Origin of the sequence: Pelomonas nitida, from assembly GCF_043555975.1 — a bacterium.
Lineage (GTDB): Bacteria > Pseudomonadota > Gammaproteobacteria > Burkholderiales > Burkholderiaceae_C > Pelomonas > Pelomonas nitida.
This window is the reverse complement of the sequence record NZ_JBIGIA010000007.1, coordinates 187,288-213,528: the sequence shown is the minus strand read 5'-3', so window position 1 is coordinate 213,528 and position 26,241 is coordinate 187,288. Positions and strand designations below refer to the sequence as shown.

General features: G+C 62.4%; 13 protein-coding genes and 1 pseudogene. 6 read left to right on the top strand and 8 right to left on the bottom strand.

Features of this window, described 5'->3' with window-relative positions; translation table 11 throughout:
- Positions 1–119 precede the first annotated feature (119 nt).
- The 5 genes and pseudogenes from ACG00X_RS11305 to ACG00X_RS11285 form a co-directional block, all read right to left on the bottom strand.
- Positions 120–10,793 (bottom strand): calcium-binding protein, encoded by a 10,674-nt coding sequence (locus tag ACG00X_RS11305; RefSeq protein ID WP_394488277.1) that lies wholly within the window; start codon positions 10,791–10,793, stop codon positions 120–122.
- 2 nt (positions 10,794–10,795) lie between these two features.
- Positions 10,796–11,704 (bottom strand): hypothetical protein, encoded by a 909-nt coding sequence (locus ACG00X_RS11300; protein WP_394488276.1) that lies wholly within the window; start codon positions 11,702–11,704, stop codon positions 10,796–10,798.
- On the bottom strand, positions 11,694–12,989 hold the full coding sequence (locus tag ACG00X_RS11295) for a glycosyltransferase family 4 protein (RefSeq protein WP_394488275.1): 1,296 nt from the start codon (positions 12,987–12,989) through the stop codon (positions 11,694–11,696). Before ACG00X_RS11295 ends, ACG00X_RS11300 begins: the two co-directional genes overlap by 11 nt.
- Positions 12,990–13,006: 17 nt before the next feature.
- Positions 13,007–14,470, bottom strand: coding sequence for an HlyD family type I secretion periplasmic adaptor subunit (locus tag ACG00X_RS11290; RefSeq protein WP_394488274.1), 1,464 nt, complete (start codon positions 14,468–14,470; stop codon positions 13,007–13,009).
- Positions 14,467–15,558, bottom strand: a pseudogene (locus ACG00X_RS11285) (ATP-binding cassette domain-containing protein); the annotation flags it as partial. The gene ACG00X_RS11290 and the pseudogene ACG00X_RS11285, both read right to left, overlap by 4 nt.
- Before the next feature lie 25 nt (positions 15,559–15,583).
- Between ACG00X_RS11285 and ACG00X_RS11280 the strand changes: the two are divergent.
- A complete protein-coding gene (locus ACG00X_RS11280) occupies positions 15,584–15,967 on the top strand; it encodes a M48 family metallopeptidase (RefSeq protein WP_394488273.1) in 384 nt (127 codons plus the stop codon).
- Positions 15,968–16,069: 102 nt separating this feature from the next.
- Here ACG00X_RS11280 and gyrB read toward each other — a convergent pair whose 3' ends face one another.
- From gyrB to dnaA, 3 genes are all read right to left on the bottom strand, one after another.
- On the bottom strand, positions 16,070–18,586 hold the full coding sequence (gene gyrB, locus ACG00X_RS11275) for a DNA topoisomerase (ATP-hydrolyzing) subunit B (RefSeq protein WP_394488272.1): 2,517 nt from the start codon (positions 18,584–18,586) through the stop codon (positions 16,070–16,072).
- A 110-nt stretch (positions 18,587–18,696) separates the two neighbouring features.
- Entirely contained in the window at positions 18,697–19,818 is a 1,122-nt protein-coding gene (gene dnaN, locus ACG00X_RS11270) for a DNA polymerase III subunit beta (RefSeq protein WP_394488271.1), read from the bottom strand.
- Between the two features lie 268 nt (positions 19,819–20,086).
- Positions 20,087–21,544 (bottom strand): chromosomal replication initiator protein DnaA, encoded by a 1,458-nt coding sequence (gene dnaA / locus ACG00X_RS11265; RefSeq protein ID WP_394488353.1) that lies wholly within the window; start codon positions 21,542–21,544, stop codon positions 20,087–20,089.
- A 311-nt stretch (positions 21,545–21,855) separates the two neighbouring features.
- Between dnaA and rpmH the strand changes: the two genes are divergently transcribed.
- The 5 genes from rpmH (at position 21,856) to mnmE (ending at position 26,172) form a co-directional block, all read left to right on the top strand.
- The gene (rpmH, locus tag ACG00X_RS11260) at positions 21,856–21,990 is read left to right on the top strand and encodes a 50S ribosomal protein L34 (RefSeq protein WP_054021782.1); all 135 of its coding nucleotides are present in this window, start codon (positions 21,856–21,858) and stop codon (positions 21,988–21,990) included.
- A gap of 55 nt (positions 21,991–22,045) precedes the next feature.
- Positions 22,046–22,534, top strand: coding sequence for a ribonuclease P protein component (locus ACG00X_RS11255; protein ID WP_394488270.1), 489 nt, complete (start codon positions 22,046–22,048; stop codon positions 22,532–22,534).
- Positions 22,535–22,617: 83 nt separating this feature from the next.
- Positions 22,618–22,902: a membrane protein insertion efficiency factor YidD gene (yidD, locus tag ACG00X_RS11250; protein ID WP_394488352.1), complete on the top strand. Its 285-nt coding sequence runs from the start codon at positions 22,618–22,620 to the stop codon at positions 22,900–22,902.
- Complete coding sequence (gene yidC / locus ACG00X_RS11245; RefSeq protein WP_394488269.1) at positions 22,895–24,583, top strand: membrane protein insertase YidC; 1,689 nt, start codon at positions 22,895–22,897, stop codon at positions 24,581–24,583. The genes yidD and yidC overlap by 8 nt, the downstream gene beginning before the upstream one ends.
- Positions 24,584–24,807: 224 nt before the next feature.
- Positions 24,808–26,172 carry a tRNA uridine-5-carboxymethylaminomethyl(34) synthesis GTPase MnmE gene (mnmE, locus tag ACG00X_RS11240; RefSeq protein ID WP_394488268.1) on the top strand — a complete coding sequence of 455 codons (1,365 nt, stop codon included), beginning with the start codon at positions 24,808–24,810 and terminating at the stop codon, positions 26,170–26,172.
- The last annotated feature ends 69 nt before the right edge of the window (positions 26,173–26,241 follow it).

Sequence of the window (26,241 nt, the reverse complement as noted above, 5' to 3'; positions counted from 1 at the left end):
GACTGACCTTCAAGCGCGCCAAAGTTCCTGCACGCGCTTCTTGGTTGGTCTTTGCGCCCTGGCTTTGAGGTGCCCGAGCGGGCGAAGGGTGCTTGCTCGGGCTGGCTAAGACGAGGCGCTTACGCAGTCCCTGAAACCGCGAAACCGTTGTGTCGGAGCAAGTGCTGCTCCGGCTCCCTCACCATCGTAATGACAGTCCCCGACGGACTAAAGGCCGCCATCGCCCCGACGAGTGCCTGGGCCTGCACGTTGGTCAGCACCGTGCCATCACTAAAGCGGAATTCTTCGACGCGGTTGTTCGAACTTAGGTACCAGTCTTGGATTGTCAGCGCCTCGGAAGTGCTCTTGAGAGTCGCCACCAGGGCATTGCCACTCTGCGTGAACTTGATGTCTGTCTGCACGATGCCAGCACCGAACCTGACAACGTCCTTAATATTCGCCGTCGAGTCGCTGTCAATGATCATGTCAGAGCCGTAGCCGGTACCGAACCAGTAGGTGTCCGCGCCAGCGCCACCGTTGAGGGTGTCGTTGCCAGCCTTGCCGTCTAGGGTGTCGTTACCCGCGTTGCCGGTCAGCGTGTTGTTGCCGGCGTTGCCGGTCAGCACGTTGTCTCCGGTGCTGCCGCTGGCGTTGATGTTGCCCGTCCCGATCAGCGTCAGGTTCTCGACGTTGGCTGCCAGACTAGCCAGCGTGACCGAGGTCATGATGGTGTCGGTGCCCGCGCTGTTGGCTTCGGTCACGACGTCGCTGGTGGAGTCCACGTAGAACGTGTCGTTGCCCAGGCCACCGATCAGTGTGTCGGTGCCGGCGCCGCCATCCAACGTGTCGTCGCCATCACCCCCGCTGAGACTGTTCGCCGCGCTGTTGCCGGTAAGGATATTGGCCAGCGCGTTGCCGGTACCGTTGAGGGCTGTGGTGCCGGTGAGCGTGAGGTTCTCGACGTTGGCGGCCAGGCTGGTCAGCGTGACCGAGGACTGGATGGTGTCCGTGCCCTCGCCTGCCAACTCGGTGACGACATCGGTCGTGGCGTCAATGACGTAGATGTCGTTGCCAGCGCCACCAATCATCGAGTCGTTGCCCGCTTTGCCATCAAGCGTGTTGTCGCCCGCGTTGCCTCGCAATATGTTAGCCACGCTGTTGCCGGTGGCGTTGATGGCCGACGTACCGGTCAACGTCAGGTTCTCCACCTCGCTGCCCAGGGTGTAGCTGATGCTGGCTTCGACCGTGTCGTTACCACCGCTGGAGGCTTCGGTCACGACGTCGGAGGCGCTATCGACGACGTAGGTGTCGTTCCCTGCGCCGCCTACCATCGTGTCATTTCCAGCACCACCGTTGAGACGGTTGTTTTCCGAGTTGCCCGTCAACGTGTTGGCCTGATCATTGCCCGTGGCATCAAATGCACCTGAACCGATGAGTGTCAGCTTCTCGAGCTCGGCTCCAAGCGTATAGGTCATGCTCGCTTCAACCGCATCAGCACCGCCGCCGGAGATCTCAGTGATCACGTCGCCAGCGTTGTCTACGACATAAGTGTCGTTGCCTGCGCCGCCGATCATCGTGTCGGCACCGGCACCTCCATCTAACCGGTTGGCGCCGCCATTGCCCGTCAACACGTTGTTGGCGCCATTGCCAGTCGCATTGAGATTGCTGGCCCCGGTTAGTGTCAGGTTCTCCACATTGGTGGCGAGACTCGGCAGCGTCACCGACGTCAGGATGGTGTCGACACCTTCCGCGACGTTCTCGGTCACGACGTCGGTAGTTGCGTCTACCGAGTAGGTGTCATCACCGGCACCGCCCACCAAGGTGTCAGCACCAGCGCCGCCATTCAACGCGTCATTTCCACCGCCGCCAACGAGACGGTTCGCGCCAGAGTTCCCGGTCAGAATGTTGGCCAGATCATTCCCCGTGGCCGTGAGACCAGACGTTCCGGTCAAGGTCAGGTTCTCAACGTTGGCAGGAAGCTGGTAGGTGACGCTTGAGCTCACGCTATCCGAGCCCTGGTTGACATCCTCAGTAATCGCGTCGGCTGTCGAGTCGACGTCGTACGAGTCATCGCCGGCGCCACCCCGCATGGAATCGTCGCCAGAGCCGCCGACCAGCGAGTCGTTGCCGTCCATGCCGAGCAATTCGTCATTTCCTGCTGCGCCAGTCAAAACGTTATTGCCTCCGTTCCCTCCTAGTTTGTTATTGCCAGAATTGCCGGTGCCGTTAATGTTGTCAGTGCCCTGAAGCTCAAGATTTTCAACGTTGCTGGGCAAGGTGTACGTTACTGAGGCGCGTACTTCATCGATGCCTTCTCCTGTGACTTCAACCACCGTATCCGAAGTGGAATCAACGATGAAGACATCGTTGCCCTTCCCGCCAACAAGCCGGTCATTCCCAGCCCCGCCATCCAGTGTGTCATTGCCTCCCAACCCATTTAGCGTGTCGTTCCCGGCGAGCCCATTGATCCGCTCGCCGTAGTTCGCGCCGTTGATGGAATCGTTGCTCGCCGTGCCGTTAGTTGTTGCAATAGCTTCGAATATTGTCGACGAGCTGATTGTTGAGCCATCAGCAAGCCTGATGGAAATCCAGTTTTCTAAGTTTAGGAACTCAGGAACCAGAATGGAGTCATTTACTCCAGAAATTTCGATCAGCAAGTCGCTGGACTGGCGCAAGAAGGCTAAGTCTGTGGCAGCGATGCCAGAACCAAGAACCAACTCGTCACCGGCAACGTTGTTGAGCGTGTCAATCCCATCTCCCCGCGAGAAAAGGATTTGGTCAGTACCTGCGCCACCCTCAATCGAGTCGTAGCCATCACCGCCCTTCAACGTGTCGTCGCCATCGCCGCCGATCAGATGGTCGCCGCCTGCACCTCCGAGCACGGAATCATCGCCTGCTCCGGCGTCGATCAAATCATTGCCACCCAATCCGTCTAGAACGTCATCACCAGCGGTTCCCTGGATCAGGTCAGACGCTTCGGTAGTTGCGGAAGCAAGTCGACTAACAATGTCTGAAATGCTCCAGACAACGCCGTTGTCGAAACGAACTTCGTCAATCGGGGACGGTTCGGCGAGCGCGTCGGAAAGGTCATCTGCAAAGAATCTCTCGATCTCAATGGATTCGCCTGTCGTCGGCAACGAGAGGATCAAGGATCCTTCACGACCATGCGAGGTGACCACATGGATGGGCAAGATGCCAGCCCCAAACCGAACAGCGCCAATCAAACTCGCGTCGTGCGATGCGGCATAGATGAGGTCGTGACCGAAGCCAGGGTCAAAGTGATAGATACCGTTGCTACCGGTATTCCAGAGAACATCGTTTCCCGCGCCGCCGGTCAAGACGTCCGTGCTGTTTGGGTCCACTTCGTCGCTCAATGCGGCAAACAGCAAATCATTCCCAGTTCCTCCGTTCAGCGTGTCACTTCCAAGCCAACCGGTCAACGTGTCGTCACCATCTTGGCCGTAGATCACGTCGCTCGACTTTGTTCCGACGATCGAGTCATTTTCGCTACTGCCGCTCAGCATCAACTCGGCCAGCTGCTGGCGCTCCCAGACCGTACCATCCTTGAAATACACGCGCGAGGGAATTTCTGCGCCCGGCGGAAAGGGTAGAAAGGGTGGGCTGACGGTGATACTACCGCCGCCGACGATGTCGAGTCGGAAAATTCCAGTGTCGGTATGTCGAGCGATTACATCACTGGGCATAACACCCTCGCCGAACTCGATTTGCGTTTCGCCGCCATACTGCACCCAGACGGCATCATTGCCATCACCTTTTGAGTAGACGACGACGTTCGAGCCGTGACCACCGGCAATCGTGTCATCGCCTGCGCCGCCGATCATCCGATCGTCAACGTCGCCGCCATAGAGTAAATCGCGGCCGTCACCGCCTTGCAACCCGCCGCCTTGCAAGCCATATATGGTGTCATCCCCAGCTCCACCACTGACGTCTACGTTGCCAAGCGCGTTAAACAGCAGATCGTTGCCGGCCGTAGACGTGTTTGCGAGATTCACCAGCTGGCTGATGGTGAGCTCCGCGCCGTCGGCAAACTTGAGCTTGCCGAGTGGTGATTGGCTCGTGTATCCCCCGTTGAAGACGCTGACGTTTAGAGTATCTATGCCAGTTCCAACAGACACAACCAATCCGGCACTCCAAGATGGGGCATACCGAGAATCGCCGTTGTTGTCGTACTGGCTGTAGAACGAGGGAGCGTCCCATCGCAAGCGCAATTCATCAAGTTTGATGGACTCGCCAAGCTTTACATCGGCCCCGGCACCAGTGTTCGTTCCCGAAAGCGTGTCATGACCTGATCCGAGCCCGAAGACGACGGTGTCTGGGCTGTCAGCATCGCGCTGGTCGACCCATATCCAATCATCCCCAGCACCGCCATCCATGAAGTCGGAGCCGCCTTCGCCATAGAGGGCGTCATTACCGTTGCCGCCATAGATGCTGTCGTTTCCAGAACCGCCTTTGACTACATCGTTGCCATCCCCGGCTTGGACAACATCGTCCAGCGATGTGAGTACGATTTCTTCATCCGATGCCGATGCCGGCACCATCAGGCCGCTGACGTACTGCGCTACGTTCAAGATCGACCCATCGAGGAACTGGATGTTATCTACGCTCCCCAAATCGCTGTTCTGGTTTCCGAAAAGGGCAAACGAAACAGACGTGGATTTGTCATTCCACACAATCGTTAGATTGTCTACCTTGTTGTTGGGAGAGGTCGTGTCCCTCACCAGTGAAATCGTCACATCGGAGCGGTTTGCAGAGATTTTCAGCGTATCACGACCGAGGTCTTCGTTAGATCCTCGATAGGTTCCACCGATTTTCACATTCGCCTCCCCGGCGCCGATGCGATATACATCGTCCCCTTCGTCACCCACGAGGTGCCCCCCGCCAGGGCCCGCCCGCATCTCATCGTTGCCGATGCCGCCGCTCAACGTGTCGTACCCAGCTCCGCCAATGAGAACGTCGTCGCCGGCGTACCCGCGGATGGAGTCGTCCCCGGCACCGCCGTCAATGGTGTCGTTGCTACCGAAGCCGCCGACCGTGTCATTGCCTGACGTTGTTGCCTGACTCATGGAGAGCAATTGCTCTGCGGTCCAGAAGTCTCCATTGGAAAATCGAATTTTCTCAATGCTGCCGGTAGACAACTTTCCTAAATCATTCACAGCTCCGTTGATCTCAACGACGAGGTTGTAGTTGGTCAGCGTAAATCCAGTGCCATTGGATTCGACGAATGTGTTGCTCTTGGTCGGGACTCTGGAATCAAAGATTAGCTCATCTGCAGAACCCCCGGCGTCAGAGATTCTCCAGCTATTAATCTCCCCACCTCCGACGTAGCCAGAATCGTTGATTCGATATTTGTCATCGGAAGTTAGAGAGGTGTCGTTGGAGTTGGCGGTGGTGTAGATATAATATCCATACCGGAAGAAGTAGCTGTCGGTACCCTCGCCACCTTCCATCACAACAATCGAGTTGGAATCGCCGCCATATAGGTAGTCATCTCCTTCGCCGCCAACCAGTGAATCGCGCCCGACTCCAGCGTACAGGGTGTCATTGCCTAGCCCCCCCAGCAAAGTGTCATCGCCCTCCTGCCCCAAGATCAAGTCATTGCCTGCAAGCCCGTCGATTCGATCATTCCCTTGCATGCCTCCTAGCTCGTCTGATGCGGGGGATAGAGACAGCACATCATCACCAATGGTCGCCGTGGGCACCGTACCGATGCCTCGGTCAACCACTTGTCGCCAGGTCAGTGCGGTGCCATCGCTGAATGCGATCCGATCGAATGGCTGAAGCCCTGCGCTGACCGAACCGTCTGCCGCTGCTGTCGCCGAGAAGGCGACACCGTCCCCTAGCTCGTTCAGTGCCAAGACAAAGCTGGAAACACCTACGCGATACAGGCGAACCTTGCTGGCTTCAAACCCTTCGCCCAACTGCAAGACGTTCTCAGGTGCTGGCGAAGAGCCGTTTGCTGCGCCGCGTTGCACTGCACTAACTACGTCTGTTCCATCGCCAACATTCATCGTGACTACGGATCCCTGATCAATGGCAATCAGGATGTTGTCCACCCCACGTCCACCTGAGGCATTCACACCTGCATTTGTGACGGTCAGGTAATCGTTCTTGGCGCCTCCAAACACGACGCTGTTGTCCTGCTGGGTAGATTGGGAAATAACCTTTTGCAAGCGCTGCCCGACCAAAGCTAGCAAAGACACGCTCTGCCCGACATCGCTCTGTACCGTACTGATGCTGGAACTCGCCCCGCTCGCAAGGTAAACACCCTGCGTCGAACCCCATCCCAGCCAAATGGCATTATTTAACCAGTCCACGGTAAGACCTTCCAGGTCAACCCCGGAGAATATCAAGGTGTCTCGACCTTGGGTATCTGTAATGGTGTCAGCCGTGATGCCGTTACTGGATTCAGTAGCACCAATAAAGTAGATGTCGTTCCCTGCACCGCCCAACATCACGTCCGCGCCCGCACCGCCGATCAGTAGATCGTCGCCTGCGCCACCTTGGATCATGTCGGTTCCGTCCCCGCCCAACAAGGTGTCGTTGCCGGCGCCGCCTTTCAAGTTGTCGTCTCCGCCCTGGCCATCGAGGTAATCGGCGCCGGCTGATACATCCGGGACACTGTCCACAGCGTCGTCCCCGCGCATTAAGTCCTTGCCGTTTCCACCCAGCAGAACATCGTCGCCCCCCCCGCCGATCAAAGAATCATCTCCGTCACCGCCGTCCAGATAGTCATTGCCATGAGCAGATGCCATCACGTTGCTAACGAAATCGTCGCCTTGCAACTGATCGTCGCCAGCGCCGCCCAACATGGTGTCGGCTCCTCCACCGCCTGCCATCATGTCGCGCCCGTCGCCCCCGTCCATGAAGTCATTGCCATGCGCTGACTCTGCAACGTACTGAGCGGTTGCATCACCCCACATGGTGTCGTCGCCCACCCCACCAAGCAGTTGATCGTCATTGCCACCACCAATCAACTGATCGTCACCATCTCCGCCGTCGAGGTAGTCGACCCCATGAACGCTTACTTCTATGTCGGATTGATTGCCATCTCCCCATATCAAATCGTTGCCGGAGCCACCGAAGAGTCGGTCGTCACGACCGCCGCCCGTCAGACCATCGTTTCCGTCGCCGCCATCGAGATAGTCATTGCCATTTACGCTAGCCGGAGTACCGTTGGCAAAAGAGTCATCTCCGTACAGATGATCGTCATCGGCGCCACCGTACAAATAATCATCGCCGCCGTTTCCAATCAGCCAGTCGCTACCTGCGCCGCCCGAAAGGATGTCGTCGCCATGGAACTGCGCAGGGACGACGCCATATCCAACAGAATCATCATCGTCTGGGCCATCTCCGTAGATGATGTCATCGCCAGCATCGCCGAACAGCGCATCGGAACCTTCCTTGCCGGCGATATCGTCATCGCCGTCACCGCCTCTGACAGAGTCGTCGCCAGTGCCTGCAGCGACGAAGTCATTTCCTGCTCCGGCATCGATGATGTTGCCTGTACCTTCAACATAGGTCTGACCGTCCTCTCCGCGCCAACCTTCGACGACGTCAGCGCCGGCAAAACTCACAAAGACAAAAGTCGAGCCGTCTTCCGTGATGCGGTCAATAGCCCTCCGATACGCCGCCCAGGAGAATCCACGTGCAATCTCTACGTCGGAGCCTGTCGGGGCCGTGAAAATATCCGACTCCGGACGATAGATCTGCCCGACGGCGCTTCCGAAGATCAGGTCGTTACCGGCGCCTCCAAGCATCGTGTCTCGGCCCCTGCCGCCGAGCAGAAGGTCGTTACCTTCGCCGCCATCGATCCAGTCATCGCCGTCGAAACCGGAGATGCCGTCATTGCCCCCTAGACCCTGCATGACGTCATCGCCTGGCAAGCCCCACAGGATGTCTTGTGCGTTGGCTTGTGGTCCGGCATTGACATAGCCGGTAAACGAAAGCAGATAGTTGTGGTTGTAGACCTGCTTTTCAAAGTCCCCTTGCAGGACGTGCGAGGTCGACGGCGGGGCAGTAGTTCTGTCTTCCAGTCGGATGCCGAGGTTGCCGGAGTTAGAGGCCTGCGCAGCACGCATTAATCCGAACGCATTAGAAGCAGCTGCTTGGCTCGGGGTCCAGTTGCGAATCAGAACGCTGTCTTTGCTGTCTTTGATCGTCACCAGCAAGTCGGTTCTTCCGTCTGTGCCGGGAACAAGCGAGTAAGTCACTCGCCCGTCTTCGCTCAGGTACAGCCCATCACTAACCTTGAATCCAATGGGTAGTCCACCAGGGATTGCTGCGAACTTCAGCTCGCCAATCCCATCGGTGTCCGAAACGATGTCATTTCCGAAATTGGCATCAAAGAAGTAGGTGTCAAAACCGGCGCCACCATTGAGAAAATCGTCGCCGCTGCCGCCGACGAGTGTGTCGACGCCGACTCCTGCGATCAACGAGTCGTTGTTGGCACCGCCTTTCAACTCGTCATCGCCAGTACCGCCAATGAGGGTGTCATTGCCTTCACCGCCGTCAAGTTGGTCGATGCCAGCGTTTCCTTCGATGTAGTCATTGCCGCCGTTTCCGGACAAGAAGTCGGCACCGGCACCGCCGAAAAGTGAGTCACGCTCGGCAAGTCCGGCAATTGCATCGTTTCCATCGGCGCCAAAAATCACCTGATTCAGAGCACCATCTTCTCGGATCAATCCAATATCGAAAGATCTTTGGGTGCCACGGTCCTCAAAATGGGTCGGTTGCCCAGGAATATAGGGACGAGCAGACGGTGCGTTGTCCGGCGTGTTGTCGATGTTGCGTGTGACAAGTTGCCCAAGCATCGCTGCGCGCGATGTCATCCATGTCTGCGTAAAAGTCTGCGCTCCCGCATCGATGTCCGCAGCAGACATATTCCTGTCATTATCCCAAGCCGTGTAGATGCCGAGGTTGTCCAGCTGTGCGTTTTCGCCATTCCAGATGCTACCGAGATAGCGCTCAAGCTCAACGCTGCCTGCGGCATCCTTGCCTGCTAAGCGAACAGTGCTGAGGGCATAGATGCTGGCGAAAGCACCAAAATCGTTGCGAGCTGCACTGCCCAAACCAGCGTCGCTGTTGGTGGCAATCAACTGCCCTCGCAACTCTTGAATGGCGCCGCTTAATTCAAGCACACTATTCTCAAGCCTTTGTCGCAGATCGAGCTCTGCCCAAGTGCCGCCAGTGAGTGCTTTGTCGCGAAGCGACTCATTATTAAGGGTCGCCTCTGCCCGAGGGCCAACTAGCAAACGCCTAATCGAATCGAGCAGAGATTCGACAGTGTCACCGTCTGTTCGCCCTTGTTGTCCTAACTCGCTGTCGGCTTTCTTGTTGGACGCGGCCTGAAGCAAATCACCGAGTTCAGTCAAGGAAGAGCCTGGTGCAAGATCCGCCACTACGGATTGCACCCTCAGCGAATCAGCCAACAAAGCAATACTGTGCGTGTCCCCAAAGTCGTTATTTTTATAATTGTTGGGCAACAACTTGAGTTCCCAGGCTGCAAGAGATGCCTTGAAGGTCTCTGCTAGATAGGAGCCACGCACTAGCGGCTGATCTTCAATGAAGACCGGGACATTATTTCCTAGATGATGCTGTGAGTTTGATACAGCGGACGGCGGTGGCGCACCGAAGACGTCATACACGTTTTCCAAACCACGCGTATCTCGACCCTTGTTGCCAAATCCTGCAGTCTCTTTGATCAGCTTAACAAGTTCTGCAGGTGTAGATGCGCCTTGCGTCTTTTCCATGGCCGTGAGGACGGCCAACTGGTAGTCCAGGCGCAATGCATCAATATTGGCGAAGCCTTTGATATTTGCTGGCGTGGCTCCGCCATCACCGGGCACCAGGGTAGGTACTCGTTCGGCCTCAGCTGCGATAGACCGTGACCTGTCCACGGCCTTCCGCAAAAGCTGTAGTTCTTCAATACGGTCCCTATTGCGGGTGCCGGTGTTCAGCGCATCTTGCTCAGCGACATCGATCAGCGCCTTCAGTCCGGCAAGCTCCTCGGCAATCTGCGCAGCGCTAAGCGTGGAGCTCCTGTTCAGCTTCGCTGCGAGTTCCTGATACTTCGAAAGCGCCAAACTATCCTTGAAGAGCGCTTTATTGCCGGCGCTACCGTCCGCGCGCTGCGCGTCGAAGTCCGCCAAGATCCGCGCCAAGCTCCCCAGGCCCCCGTAGCTTTGCTTTACCTCGCCCACGCCGGCCCCGTTGAAGGTATAGACCTTGTCGACACTTTCACCGTGCAGGATTTGGAACGAGGTAGCGAGCGAGCCACCTAGGCTGTAGCCAGTCACATCTACCTTCTTGCCGGCCACCGCTGCTTGCACGGTCGAGCTGTTCCACCAAAGTTGCATGTCGGCCAACTGGCCGAACGCCCAGCCGCCTTCCTTCAGCTCCAGCACGTTCGTGGCCTGGTTGTCCCGAGCGCCGTCTTCGATGAATTCGGTGGAGCGGAAGGAGACGACGTATTTGCTGGCTGTCGGCTGCGGACCGGTCCCGACGTACTCAAACAGCGTCGCGCTGAAACCCGTGGCGGTGTTGGGCTGGTGGGAGACGACGCGCCAGTTTTCTCCGAAGTCCTTGGCCTGCTGGGCCGTCATCTTGCTAGAGTGCAAGTTGCCGTCCGTAAGCATGGCGGCCGTTGGCGTAAACGATCCTGATCCTGTAGGCGCCGCCGCCGGATCGTCTCGCTTTGTGTTGTTGAGAAAAGCTTCCGCAGCAATTTGTAGAAGCGCGTAGGCCTGAAGAACTTGCGGCGTTGTGTCGGGGTTCGCGGTGTTGTTCGTGGCCATGATTACTTTCCCTGATTTGGTTGAACGATGCTGTCGATGAAGAACCGACTGATTTGATGCCGGACGCCGACTTCAGCCGGACAGGTTTGGCTTCTGCCCGTAGCGTTTGCGTGGGCCCAGGGCCATCTGCCAGTCGTGCTGACGCCGAAACCAGAATCCCACACATAACGTGTCAGCTCTGCGATGACATCTCCGGTCTGCTTATCAATAACTTTGAGCCTGCTGCCCGCAATCCAGAGCGCGCGATCAGCCGGGTTTACAAGGTCTTCATAGTCGAGCGCATAGCGAGTGCGTGAGATCCCAACCTCGTCACGCCTGAAGTCCAAGCGCCAGTCCGCAAGAGCCGCGCCGCCGGGGAAAGACGCTCGAAATAGCTTGTCTGACGCACTGTCTCGATACTCCACGAAGCGGTAACCCAGGATGACAGGAAGGCAACGCTCGCAGTTCGGCCCGTTGTCAGACGTGAGCATTCCGCGCTGCTCTGGATTGAGGCGGTCTCGTATCTCTGTCATGAGGAACTGTTTGATGTAATCGTCCCCTCGGTACTCGCCCGCCATCGCCGCCTCGGGATACATCGGATCGAAATACTCCTTCCCGGCCCAGGGAATGGGTTGTCTGATCTTGGTGAGTTCGATTCCTTCGACATCCTTGACCGTCCGCTTGATCACCACGCCGGCCGTCTTGCAGCGCTCCTCGAACAGCGCCTTCGCCTTGGCGTAGCGTTCTTGTGCCGCCTTCCTCGCGTCGGCCTCAGGGCCTGAGGCAACCACCGAACTGCAACCCGCAAATGCAATTGACAGGATCAGGACGGGCCAAGAATTCTGAAGTGAGAAGCTAGGCCGCATGACAGGAGCCGTAGCCAGAGGGGCCAATGCAACAAGACGCAGCCAGGTTCTTGATTCACGCAACACGACGAATCTCCTTGATGGATGTAGTGCCAAAGCAGGCCGCCTCAAAAGCGCGAAGTCCCGCCGCAATGCTGTAGTTCTCTTTCGCTGTCGCGGCCGCCTTGCTACGCAAGGCTGATGCCGCCCCCTCCCGCGAAGCAAGCCCCTGCAAGCAGGCGTCTGCCAATGCACGCAAGTCAAACGGGCGAACGAGTTGGCCATTGAGGCCATCCTTCAGCACCTCCCTCACCGGTGCCGTATCTGAACCGACGACCAAGCACCCGGTGGCCATGGCCTCCAGCATCGACCAGCTGAGAACAAACGGATATGTCAGGTAGGCGTGAATGGCTGAGACTTGCAGCACCCGCTTGTAGCCCTCATACGGCACCTTGCCCAGGAAGTGTGTGCGCGTCGGGTCAAGCTGTGAGCCCACTTCCCGCAGCATCTTTTCCCGCCAGTGCTTCGCCCCTTCGGGCTTGCGTCCGTAGCTGACGTCGTCGCCGCCCACGATGACCGTGTGGGCCGTCTTGTGCTCACGCTGAATGGCCGGTAGCGCGCGCATGAACTGGTGAAAGCCGCGGTAAGGCTCCAGGTTGCGCGCTACATAAGTGATGACCGGGTCACCCGCCTTGAGCACGGTGCCGTTGGGCGTCTTGATCGCCGCGGTGGGGTCAGGCCCGAGGTTTTCGGTGTCGATGCCTTCGTGCGCGACGGTGATCTTGTCGAGGTAAGCCTTGGGGTGCTGAGCCTTCTGCCAATGCGTCGGGCTGATGGCGGCGTCGCAGTTCTCCAGGTTCAGCAAATGCAGGGCGTTCCAGGCGCGGATGCGCGCACGGTCGTCGAAGGTGACGGGGAACTCGGGGTCGAAGCCGATGTCGGCCCATTGCCAGTTCGGGTCCAGGCCGTTCACGCCTTCAGGTGGTGCGTTGTAGAACCACTCGCAGAAGTGCACCAGCCGCGCATTCGGGAACACGTCCTCGGCATTGAGCGTTTCGCCCCAGCCGGGGTGAGCGAGGATCACGTCGGGTGTGAAGCCTCGGTGCTTGAGCTTGAGCAGCACGCGCGCCACCGCCTGGCCGTGCAGCACGGCGTCTTCCATGCGGCGCAGGTAGTGGTGCTGCTCGGGGTGGACCGAGCGATGGGGCTTGTAGCGGATCAGCGTCAGCCGGCCCGACTTCTCAAGTTCAGGCAAGCCGGGTGCGGTGTCGCGGCCGATGCCGACGACCTGCCAACCCGGCTGCTCGCTCCAGGCCTTGGCCACATGGCGGAACTGGCCGGGGAAGTTCTGGTGAATGATGAGAACGCGCATGGATTCGGTTCGGTGCCTCAGCGTTCCTTGAGGCTTTCGTCGAGGTGCTGTTGCACGGGGCTGAGCAGGTAGTCGATGACGCGGCGCTTGCCGGTCTTGATCTCTGCGGTGAGGTTCATGCCCGGGGCCAGCTTGATGCGCTTGCCGTCCACGTTGATGGCGGACTGGTTGAGCACCAATGTGGCGGGGAAGATGGCGCCGCGCTTCTCGTCTTGCACGGCATCCGCCGTGATGCTTTGCACCTGCGCCTGCACGGTGCCATAGCGCGTGTAGGGGAAGGTCTCGAGCTTGATGGTGGCCTCCTGGCCCGCGCGCACGAAGCCCACGTCCTTGTTCTCCATCACCACTTCGGCCGTGACTTCGGCGTCGTCGGGCACCAGCACCAGCAGCACCTCGGCCTCCTTGGCGACGCCGCCGGTGGTGTGCACCGCGAGTTGCTGCACGGTGCCGGCGACCGGCGCGGTGAGGCGGGTCAGCTCGTTGCGTTTGTTCGCCTTGGTGCCTTCCTCATCGAGCTGGCGGGTCTTGAGTCCGGCCTGGGACTCTCGGTCCTTCAGTGTGCGCAGCGTCTCGGCGCGGTAGGCGTTGAGGCCTTGTTCCGTCTCGGTCAGCGCGGCACGGGCTTCCTGCAGGCGGGCTTGCGCAGTGGCGAGGTCGCGCTCCTGCTCGATGCGCTCGCGTGTGCGGTCCTGCCCCGCATGGGTGGCGACGAAGCCTTGCTCGGCCAGCGACTTGAAGTCCGTCTCGCGCTGCTGGGCCAAGGGCAGCGTGGCTTGCAGCTTGGCGACGAGTTGCTCGGCGGTGGCGATCTCGGCCTTGCGACGGGCGGCTTCCGCGGCGAACTTGGCGAGCTTGGCGTTGATGTCGGCCCACTCACTTTGTAACTGGGCCTGCACGCCGGCGCGGTCCGCCGCATGGAGGCTGCCCAGTGCTGACGTGCTCAGGTGAGGCGAGCCGCCGTGCACCAGCGCCTCGAGCAGCGCTTGGCTGCGCATCGTGTCGGAGACGGTGGAGCTGCGTTCCTCCCCGACACGGGCGCTGTCGGCCGCGGTGAGGGTGCTGTCCAGCTCGATGAGCAAGTCACCCGCCTTCACCTTGTCGCCGTCCTTCACATGGATGGCCTTGACGACGCTGGTTTCCAGCGGCTGGATCGTCTTGCTGCGCTGGCTGACGACGATCCGCCCTTGCGCTACCGCGACGATGTCGATCTGCCCGAAGTAGGCCCACAGCAGCGCGATGGTGAACAGTGCGCAGATGGCGAGGAGGGCGCGGCGCGGCGCGGGGTGTGGCGGTGTTTCCTGCAGCGCGATGGCGGCGGGCAGGAAGGCCTGCTCGTCGAGCATGCGCTTGGGGCCGGCGAGTTCATCGCGACGCTCCCATGCCGCCTTGAAGATGGCGCGATAGCGCGCCAGCAGCTCGATGACCGGGTGGCGGGGTGCGTCGGCTGCTTCGCCCGCCCCGGGTGCAGTGCTGGTGCTCATGCGCCCACCTCCGTGCCAGCCTGCATCCGCCAGAGATGCGCGTAGATGCCTTGCGGCTTGGCCAGCAGCTGGTCATGGTTGCCCATCTCGACGATGCGGCCCTTGTCCATCGCGATGATGCGATGGGCATGGCGCACGGCGCTCAGCCGGTGGGCAATGATGAAGACGGTGCGGCCCTGGCAGATGGCGCGCATGTTCTTCTGGATGATGGCTTCGCTCTCGTAGTCCAGCGCGCTGGTGGCTTCGTCGAAGATCAAGATGCGGGGCTGGCTGAACAAGGCTCGCGCGATGGCGATGCGCTGGCGCTGGCCGCCGGAGAGGCTGCTGCCTTGTTCGCCGACGACAGTGTCGTAGCCCTGTGGCAGTTCGCTGATGAACTCGTGCGCGCCGGCAAGCCGGGCAGCGTGGATGACGGCCTCCAGCGGCGCGGCCGGGTCGGCGATGGCGATGTTCTCGCGCACGCTGCGGTTGAAGAGCATGTTCTCCTGCAGCACGACGCCCACCTGGCGGCGCAGCTGGGCGGCGTCGATGAGCGCGATGTCGTGCCCATCCACCTGCACGCGGCCGCTCTCGGGCACATAAAGGCGTTGGATGAGCTTGGTCAGCGTGCTCTTGCCCGAGCCGCTGCGGCCGACGATGCCGATGACTTCGCCGGGCCGCACATCCAGGCTCACGCCGTGCAGCACGGGTGGGGCGTCGGGGCGGTAGCGGAAAGTGAGGTTGTCCAGAGTCACCCGGCCTTGCACGCGCGGCAGCGGGCTGACGCTTTGCGGCGGCAGCTCGGTGCGGGTGTTCAGGATGTCGCCCAGGCGCTCCATGGACAGCCCGGTCTGCTGGAAGTCGGTCCACATCTGCGCGATGCGCATGATGGGTTGAGCCACGCGGCCAGCGAACATGTTGAACGCGACGAACATGCCGACGCTCAACTGGCTGTCCATGACCAGATGGGCGCCGTACCAGAGGGTGGCGGCGTTGACGACCTTGCCGATCAGGTTGATGCCCTCGTGGCCGTACTGGGCCAGTGTTTGCGTGCGAAGTGACGCGCTGACGTAGGCGGCCAACTGCTCGTCCCAGCGGCGGGCCAGCCTGAGCCCCAGGAAGCTGTGCCTGCAGGTGCGCCCTGATGCCGATCAGGCGCGGTGCGAAGAGGTGCTCGACGCGTGGTATCGCCAACAGGTGCGCGATGCGGTGCCAGCCCTACTCGACAAGTGGCAGCCACTGCTGGGGGTGAAAGCGAGCCGCGTCTTCGTGCAGCGCATGAAGACCAAGTGGGGCAGCTGTACGCCTGAACCAGGCTACATCCGACTGAACACCGACCTGGCCAAGAAGCCGCCCGAGTGCCTGGAGTACATCGTTGTGCATGAGCTGGTGCATCTGCTGGAGCCCACGCACAACCAGCGGTTCATTGACCTGATGGACTCGTACTTGCCGCACTGGCAGCAATTAAGGAAGCAGCTCAACAGGTTGCCGGTAAGGCATGAGGACTGGGCCTATTGAAGAGCGCGTGTTTCGGATGAGGCCAGTCGCATCAACTAACGCCTGCCAGTCGCAGAACTGTGGCGCGAGTCGCAATTAACTCGGCGCCCTACGCGATGGCGATCAGACGTCGATATTCCCCGCCCTCAACGCGTTGCTCTCGATGAAGTCGCGGCGTGGTTCCACCTCGTCGCCCATCAGCATCGTGAACACCTTGTCGGCCTCGATGGCGTCTTCGATCTGCACGCGCAGCAGGCGGCGGACGGTCGGGTCCATCGTCGTTTCCCACAGCTGCTCGGGGTTCATTTCGCCCAGGCCCTTGTAGCGCTGGCGGCCGACGCTGCCTTCGGCTTGGCTCATCAGCCAGGCCATGGCGGCGCGGAAGTCTTCCACCTTGGCTTCCTTGGCCTTCTCGCCTTCACCCTTGCGCACGATGGCGCCGGGCTTGATCAGGCCTTGGAAGCTCAAGCCGGCGTCGGCCAGCACTTCGTAGTCGGCGCCGTGCACGAAGTCGGCGGAGATGACGCTGGCGCGCACGTTGCCGTGGTGCATGCGGGCGATCTTCAGGAACAGCTTGTCGGTGCGCGGGTCGGTCTCGACCGTGACTTCGGCGCTGTGCAGTGCGGCCTTCAGTGCGGCTGCGCTGGCTTCGGCTTCTTCACGGGTGTCGACCTTCAGCGCCAGGCCGTTGGCCAGCACATGCAGGGCTTCGCCGTCCATCCAGTTGGACAGGCGCTCGATGACGCTTTGCGCGGTGACGTATTTGCGGGCCAGTGTGTCCAGCGCGTCGCCGTTGAGCGTGGTGCCCGCACCGGTGTCGAGGTGGGCGTCCTGCAGTGCGACCTTGAGCAGGAAGGCGTCGAACTCGTGGCCATCCTTGAGGTATTGCTCGTGCTTGCCGACCTTGACCTTGTAGAGCGGCGGCTGCGCGATGTAGATGTGGCCGCGCTCGACGAGCTCGGGCATCTGGCGGTAGAAGAAGGTCAGCAGCAGCGTGCGGATGTGGGCGCCGTCCACGTCCGCGTCGGTCATGATGATGATGCGGTGGTAGCGGAGCTTGTCGGGGTTGAAGTCGTCGGTGCCGGCGCCGCGGCCGATGCCGGTGCCTAGCGCCGTGATCAGCGTGATGATTTCGTTGCTGGTCAGCAGCTTTTCATAACGGGCTTTCTCGACGTTCAGGATCTTGCCGCGCAGCGGCAGGATGGCCTGGAACTTCCGGTCGCGGCCCTGCTTGGCGGAGCCGCCGGCGGAGTCACCCTCCACGATGTAGATCTCGCACATCGCGGGGTCTTTTTCCTGGCAGTCGGCCAGCTTGCCTGGCAGGCCCAGGCCGTCGAGCACGCCCTTGCGGCGTGTCATCTCGCGGGCCTTGCGGGCGGCTTCGCGGGCGCGGGCGGCGTCGAGGATCTTGCCGCAGATGGTCTTGGCGTCGAGCGGGTTTTCGAGCAGATAGTCGGTCAGCAGGCGGCTGACGATGTCTTCCACCGGCGCGCGCACTTCGGAGCTCACCAGCTTGTCCTTGGTCTGCGAGCTGAACTTGGGCTCGGGCACCTTCACGGAGACGACGCAGGCCAGGCCTTCGCGCATGTCGTCACCGGCGACTTCGACCTTGGCCTTCTTGGCCAGCTCGTTGTCTTCGATGTATTTGTTGATGACGCGGGTCATCGCGGCGCGCAGGCCGGTGAGGTGGGTGCCGCCGTCGCGCTGCGGGATGTTGTTGGTGAAGCAGAGGACGTTCTCGTTGAAGCCGTCGTTCCACTGCATGGCCACTTCGACGCCGACGGTCGTGCCCTGCTCGGACACCTTCTCGCCCACGGCGTGGAAGATGTTGGGGTGCAGCGTCGTCTTGCCCTTGTTGATGAACTCGACGAAGCCCTTCACGCCGCCCGCGTAGGCGAAGTTGTCTTCCTTGTTCGTGCGCTCGTCGACGAGGCGGATCTTGACGCCGTTGTTCAGGAACGAGAGCTCGCGCAGGCGCTTGGCGAGGATGTCGTAGTGGTAGTCGTTGTTCTCCTTGAAGATCTCGGTGTCGGGCAGGAAGTGGACTTCCGTGCCGCGCTTGTCGGTCTCGCCGACGATCTTCATGGGGCGCGTCTCGACGCCATCGACCATCACGCTTTCGCCGTTCTGCGGGATGCCCTTGGCGAACTCCAGGAAGTGCACCTTGCCGTTCTGGCGCACGGTCAGGCGCAGGAACTTGGACAGGCCGTTGACGCAGGACACGCCCACGCCGTGCAGGCCGCCGGACACCTTGTACGAGTTCTGGTTGAACTTGCCGCCGGCGTGCAGCTCGGTCAGCGCAATCTCGGCGGCAGAGCGCTTGGGCTCGTGCTTGTCGTCCATCTTGACGCCGGTGGGGATGCCGCGGCCGTTGTCGATGACGGAGATGGAGTTGTCGGTGTGGATGGTGACGACGATGTCGTCGCAATGGCCGGCGAGGGCCTCGTCGATGGAGTTGTCGACGACTTCGAAGACGAGGTGGTGCAGGCCGGTGCCGTCGGAGGTGTCGCCGATGTACATGCCCGGGCGCTTGCGCACGGCCTCCAGGCCTTCCAGGATCTGGATGGAACTGGCGTCGTAGGCGGCCGGCGCTTGCGGAGCCGGTGCCGGCGTGTTCTCGGGGGTCGCGTTGTCGCTCATCGGGGACTTTCAAGGCCGCAACGCGGCCGTACAACTCTCAAACCAGAACCCCCCGCTTGGCGGGGGGCAGGGGGGTGCGAAACATTCGGCAGCGATGCCGAAGCGAATCGCTAGATTCGCATCGGCATCACCACGTACTTGAATCCGGTGGTGTCGGGGATGGTGAGCAGCGCGCTGGAGGCGCTGTCGTTGAGGTCGATGCAGACCATGTCCTGGCTCATGTTGGACAGCGCGTCCATCAGGTAGGTCACGTTGAAGCCGGTCTCGATCTTGTCGCCGCCGTAGTCGATCTCGATCTCTTCCTTGGCCTCTTCCTGCTCGGCGTTGCTGGACGCGATGGACAGCAGGCCCGGCTCGAAGGTCAGGCGCACGGCCTTGAACTTCTCGCTGGTCAGGATGGCGGCGCGCTGCAGGCTGGCCAGCAGCGGCGCGCGCCCCAGGGTCAGCTTGAACTTGTGGTTCTTGGGGATGACGCGGTTGTAGTCGGGGAATTTGCCCTCGACCAGCTTGGTCACGAACTCCATGCCGCTGAAGCTGAACTTGGCCTGGTTGCCGGCGAAGCGCATTTCGATGGCGCTGTTCTCGTCCACGTCCTTGCCGTCCTTCAGCAGGCGCTGCAGTTCCAGCACGGTCTTGCGCGGCAGGATGACTTCCTGCTTGGGGATGTCGACTTCCAGCTCGGCCTGGGCCAGCGCGAGGCGGTGGCCGTCGGTGGCCACGAGCGTCAGGTTCTTGCCTTCGGCGACGAACAGGATGCCGTTGAGGTAGTAGCGGATGTCGTGCACCGCCATCGCAAAGTGCACCTGGTTGATCAGGCCCTTGAGCGCCTTCTGCGGCACGCTGAACGCGGGGCCGAAGTCGGCCGCCTCCTGCACCAGCGGGAAGTCGTCGGCCGGCAGCGTTTGCAGCGTGAAGCGGCTCTTGCCGCCCTGCAGCGTCATCTTGTTCTGGTTGCTGGTGAGGCTGACGGTCTGGTCGCTCGGCATGGAGCGCAGGATGTCGATCAGCTTGCGGGCCCCCACCGTGGTGGACAGGTTGCCGGCATCGCCGTCGAACTGCACCGTGGTGCGCACCTGGATCTCGAGATCGCTGGTCGTGAGCTCCACCTGGTTGCCGGTCTTGCGGATCAGCACGTTCGCCAGGATGGGCAGCGTGTGGCGCCGCTCGACGATGCCGGACACCGCTTGCAGCGCGCCGAGCACCTGATCCTGGGGAGCTTTCAAAACGATCATGAGGGCCTCTTCGGAGGGGATCTGGGGGAAATTTCGCCGGGGCCAAGCCCCAAAAACGCGCGCGCGCGTGAAGCAGCGATTGTCGCCCGGAATGGGTGCACCGCCGGACTGGCGGGTCGTCGTGAGATCTACGGGTCAACCCGAGTCGACGGGCGGGGCGCTGGCTTCGCCCGGCCCGCCCAGGCGGCGTGCTGGGCGATCGGTCCGCCGAGCTTTGCAGACCGGTCTGGTTCGGCTGGCGCTCAGCGGCGCGAGCCTGGGGCGGTGCTCAGCCCTTCAGCGTCTGCTCCAGCACGTGCAGCTGCTGGTTCAGCTCGCTGTTCTTCTGGCGCTCGCCGCCGATCTTGCGCACGGCGTGCAGCACGGTCGTGTGGTCTCGGCCGCCGAACAGCTCGCCGATCTCGGGCAGGCTCTTTTGCGTCAGCTCCTTGGCCAGGTACATCGCGATCTGACGCGGCCGGGCGATGCTGGCTGGCCGCTTCTTGGAGTACATGTCGGCGACCTTGATCTTGTAGAAGTCGGCCACCGTTTTCTGGATGTTTTCCACACCGATCTGGCGGTTCTGGATGGAAAGCAGGTCTTTCAGCGCCTCGCGGGCCAGCGTGATGGTGATTTCCTTGTGCGAGAACTTCGCATAGGCCAGCACCTTGCGCAGCGCGCCTTCCAGCTCGCGGACGTTGGCGCGCACGTTCTTGGCGATGAAGAAGGCCACATCCTCGGGCATGGGCGTGCCTTCGGCGTCGGCCTTCTTGATCAGGATGGCCACCCGCATTTCCAGCTCGGGCGGCTCGATGGCCACGGTCAGGCCGGCGTCGAAGCGGCTCGTGAGGCGCTCGTCGATGTCCACCAGCCCCTTGGGGTAGGTATCCGACGTCATGATGATGTGCGCCCGCTTGGCCAGCAGCGCCTCGAAGGCGTTGAAGAACTCTTCCTGCGTGCGGTCCTTGCCGGCGAAGAACTGCACATCGTCGATGAGCAGCAGGTCCAGCGAGTGGTACTTGGCCTTGAGCTCGTCGAAGGTCTTGCGCTGGTAGTTCTTGACGACGTCGGAGATGAACTGCTCGGCGTGCAGGTACAGCACCCGGGCGTCGGGGCGGTCCTTCAGCAGCGCGTTGCCGACGGCGTGGATCAGGTGGGTCTTGCCCAGGCCCACGCCGCCGTAGATGAACAGCGGGTTGTAGGTGATGCCCGGTGCGCCGGCCACGTGCAGCGCGGCGGTGCGGGCCATCTGGTTGGCGCGGCCCGGCACCAGCGTGTCGAAGGTGAGCTGCGGGTTGATGCGGTGCTTGGCTGAGGCCGGCGCCTGCGACGGCAGCACGATGGTCGGCGTGTTGACGACCGGCCGCAGTGCTGCGCTGGGCTCCGCAGCCTGGGCCGGCGCTGCCGGCTGGTGTGGCTGAGGCATCGCCGGCGCAGCGACGCTGGCGGGTGCCGCAGCGGCGTCCCGGGCAGCCAGTGCGAGTTCCAGGCGTGTCGGCCGGCCCGCCAGTTCGGTCAGGATGGCCTCGATGCGGGCGGCGTATTGCCGGCGGATCCAGTCGCGCTTGAAATGGTTGGGCACTTTCAGCGTGGCCACCAGGCCATCGCCGCTGTCGCCGGCCACGGTGGCGGGCGGTAGCGGGCGGATCCAGGTGTTGAACTGCTGCTCGGGCAGTTCGGTGGCCAGCCGTTCGCAACCGCGCCGCCACAGGTCCGCGGCCCAGTCTGCCGCCCCCATGCCCACCATGCTCGCTTCAAAGGTCTGCGCTCGGTCCACCGTCTGTTCTTCTTGGCTCATTGTGGAAAACTTCTTTTCGAGCGGCTGGATTGTACGGTTCCAGCGCTGCCAAAAGACGGGTTATCCACAGAATTTGGAGAGGGGTCAATCCCCGGCAAACCCGCCTTGAGACGGGGGACTTATTGACCGCTTCGCCGGCTTCTGCTGTAATGCCGGGTTTTCGCGCACAAGCGACTGGCTCGCCCGTGCGCTTTTTCGCCGGGCGCCAACCGCTGTGCCCAGCCTGCACAAACCCTCAAAAACCTCCGAAGGGGTTTCTCATGAAGCGTACTTACCAAGCCTCCAAGACCCGCCGCGCCCGTACCCACGGCTTCCTCGTGCGCATGAAGACGCGTGGCGGCCGTGCCGTCATCGCCGCTCGCCGCGCCAAGGGCCGCAAGCGCCTGGCCGTCTAAGCTGGCACTCTGATCGAGAACGGCGCTCCGTGCGCCGTCAGCCCCCGGGCCTCCGATGATCGGCAAGCTGAACCGCCCGGTGGACTTTGAGCGTGTGCTCGGCCGTCAAAGCCGGGCGCGCAGCGCGCATTTTGCGCTGCACCACCTTTCGGCCGATCCGGCGCCCAGCGCCTGGCACGCGGCCAGGTTGCGCGCAGCTCAGGCCGAGTTATCAACAGGCGACGCACAGCCTGCCCACAGCGTTGTGGAACATGTCCCGCCCCGCGCGCCGGAAGGCTGCTGGGTGGGCGCTGTCGTTCCCAAACGGCACGCGAAGCGATCGGTGACACGGGCGCTCTTGAAGCGCCAGATTCGTGCCGCGTTCGCGGAGCGCCCCGGCATGCCGCCGGGCATGTGGGTCGTTCGCTTGCGCTCTCCGTTTGACCGCCAGAAATTCCCCAGCGCGGCGTCCGACGCGCTGCGCGCTGCCGTGCGCGCCGAGCTGGCGCAACTGCTGGATCGCGCGCTGAAGCCTCAGCAGCCCAAGCCGGAGGCCGTCGCATGAGCGCGGACCGGCAGCCCGAAGGCGTGCAGGCGCTCGGCGCCACGGCGGCATTGGCCCGGCCCAGTTGGCCCGCCCGCGCGTTGATGGCCGTCGTGCGTGGCTACCGGCTGCTGCTCAGCCCCTGGCTGGGCAACGCCTGCCGCTTCGAGCCGACCTGCTCGCGCTACTCATTGGCAGCGCTCGAAAGACATGGTGCGCTCGTCGGCAGCTACCTGACCGTGCATCGCATCCTGCGCTGTGCGCCGTGGTGCGACGGCGGGCACGACCCCGTGCCTGACAATGCGCCGCGCCTGTTCTCCCGGCTGATCTCCCCCTCCATGACGCGCGCCTGCGTGCTGTCTTCTTCCTCCGAGTCCCTCCATGACTGATATTCGCCGCACCGTGCTGTGGGTGGTGTTCACCATGTCGCTCGTCCTGCTCTGGGACGGCTGGCAGAAGCACAACGGGCACCCCTCGATGTTCGCGCCGCCGGCGCCCAAGGCCGTGGCCTCGGCGCCAGCGGGCGCTGCTTCGTCGGGCACTCCGGCCGCCACGGCTGGTGCCTTGCCAGCCACGGCCACGGCCCCGGCTGCGCCGTCCGAGAAGATCACCATCCGCACCGATGTGCTGACGGTCACTGTGGACACCTTGGGTGGCGACATCGTCCGCGCCGAGTTGCCCAAGTACCTCACGTCGTACGACCCCACCGTGACGGACCAGCTGCTGCAGATGGTGCATCTGCAGACCAAGCCCGAGTTCACGCCGCAGCCGGTGGTGTTGTTCAACGAGATGCAGCACTACCGTGCGCAGACCGGCCTGGTCAGCCCGCAGGGCGCGCTGCCCGGCCATACGACGCCGATGACGGCCGCCGCCGGCGATCGGGAACTCAAGAGTGGCCAGGACGAGGTCAAGCTGCGCCTGGAGTCGGCCGAGGTCGGCGGCGTCAAGCTGGTCAAGACCTACACGTTCAAGCGCGGCGTCTACACGGTGGGCGTCACCCACGAGATCGTCAACGCCGGCGGCGCCCCGGTCACGCCGCAGGTCTATCTGCAGTTGGTGCGTGACGGCAGCATCGTCCACGGTGGCGCGGGCTTCACGCCCAGCTTCACGGGGCCGGCCATCTACAACGACAAGGCCAAGTTCAAGACCATCAAGTTCGAGGACATCGACAAGGGCAAGGTCGACATCGAGAAGCAGGCCGGCGACGGCTGGGTCTCGATGGTGCAGCACTACTTCGCCAGCGCCTGGCTCGTCACGGAGGCCGGCAACCGCGAGTTCTTCGTGCGCAAGCAGCCCGACAGCACCTACGCCACCGGCATGGTGTTCACGCTGCCCACGCTGGCCCCCGGCGCTACCGCCACGCAAAGCGCCACGCTGTTTGCCGGCCCGCAGGAAGAGAACAAGCTGTCGGCGCTCGCCCCGGGCCTGGAGCGCGTCAAGGACTACGGCGTGCTGACCATCATTGCCGAGCCGCTGTTCTGGCTGCTGGACAGGCTGCACGGCCTCATCGGCAACTGGGGCTGGACCATCGTCGCGCTGGTCGTGCTGCTGAAGGCGGCGCTGTACTGGCTGAACGCCAGCGCCTACAAGTCCATGGCCCGCATGAAGGCCGTCGCGCCGCGCATCAATGCGCTCAAGGAGCGCTACAAGGACAAGCCGCAGGAAATGCAGCAGGAGATGATGAAGATCTACCGCGAGGAGAAGATCAACCCCATCGGCGGCTGCCTGCCCATCTTTGCGCAGATGCCCATCTTCATGGCGCTGTACTGGGTGCTGCTGTCCACCGTCGAGATGCGCCAGGCGCCGTGGATCCTGTGGATCACCGACCTGTCGGTGCGTGACCCCTACTTCATCCTGCCGCTGCTGATGATGGCGTCGAGCCTGTTCCAGGTCTGGCTGAACCCGCCTGCGCAAGACCCGATGCAGCAGAAGATGATGTGGATCATGCCGGTGGCCTTCGGCGTCATGTTCTTCGTCTTCCCGTCGGGCCTGGTGCTGTACTGGCTGACGAACAACATCCTGTCGATCGCCCAGCAATGGGTGATCAACAAGCGATTGGGCGTGAACTGATACACGCTGTCGAACGAGCCCCCGCCAGCCGGGGGCTTTTTTTCGCCTGTTGCCGGCGCTTCAATGGCGTTGCGGGGGCAGCACATCGGCCCGGCCGGTGCTCACGAGAGCGCCTCGCGCCGGGCCTCCCCCCGCGCCAGCGCCGGCACCGCCGCCCGACAGAATCGCCAGAGCCCTGAGCGCGGCTCACCAGCGGCGCGCGGCAGAGGTTCGACAATGCCGCCATGCTGTCTCGCCACGCCGACCCCATCGCTGCCATCGCCACTGCTCCAGGCCGCGGGGCGGTGGGCATCGTGCGCGTGTCGTCTGCGCAAGACCTGGCGCCGCTCATCGAGGCCGTTTGCGGCCGCGCGCTGAAGCCGCGCGAGGCGACCTACCTGCCGTTCCGCGACGCGGCCGGCACGGCGATCGACCAGGGCCTCGCGCTGTACTTCCCCGCACCGCACTCCTATACCGGCGAGCATGTGCTGGAGCTGCAGGCCCACGGTGGCGCCGTCGTCATGCAGCTGCTGCTGGCGCGGGTCATCGAGGCGGGGCTGAACGTACGCCTGGCCGAGCCCGGCGAGTTCACGCAGCGCGCCTTCCTGAACGGCAAGCTCGACCTGGCCCAGGCCGAGGCCGTGGCCGACCTCATCGACGCCAGTACCGAGGCCGCCGCGCGCAGTGCCAGTCGATCGCTGGGGGGCGCGTTGAGCCGCGAGGTGGGCGTGCTGCGCGATCAGCTCATCCAGCTGCGCATGCTGGTGGAGGCGACGCTGGATTTTCCCGAGGAGGAGATCGACTTCCTCGAGAAGGCCCACGCCTTCGGCCGGCTGGATCGTCTGGCCGCGCAGTTGAGCGGCGTGCAGGCCCGCACCCGCCAGGGCGCCTTGCTGCGTGACGGGCTGAAGGTGGTGCTCGCCGGGCAACCCAATGTGGGCAAGAGCTCGCTGCTGAACGCGCTGGCCGGCGCGGAGCTGGCCATCGTCACGCCCATTCCGGGCACCACGCGCGACAAGGTCAGCCAGACCATCCAGATCGAGGGCGTGCCGCTGCACATCACCGACACCGCCGGCCTGCGCGACGAGACCGCCGACGAGGTCGAGCGCATCGGCGTCTCTCGCTCGTGGGATGCGATTGCGGACGCCGACGTCGTGCTGTTCCTGCACGACCTGGGCCGCGTGGGCCTGCCCGACTACGAAGCCGAGGACGAGCGCATCTGTGCGCGGCTGCACAGCGTGGACGCGGGCCGCATCGTGCAGGTGTTCAACAAGACGGATCTGGGCACGCCGCCGGCCGGCGAGCTGGCGCTGAGCTTGAAGACCGGCGCAGGCCTGGAGACGCTGCGCCAGCGCCTGCTGAAGACGGCAGGCTGGCAGGCCGTGCCCGAGGGCTTGTTCATCGCCCGCGAACGCCATGTGCAGGCACTGGCCCGTACGGCCGAGCACCTGGCGTTGGCGCGCGCCATCGCCGAGCAGCGCGACGCGGCGCTGGACCTGCTGGCCGAAGAGCTGCGCCTGGCCCACGACGCGCTGGGCGAGATCACCGGCGCGTTCTCGGCCGACGAGCTGCTGGGGGTCATCTTCAGCAACTTCTGCATCGGCAAGTAACCCAAGTAATCCTTTTGTCGATCTGATGCGTTCCTGATGGGCCAAGCCGCAAACTTGGCTCGCCGCATC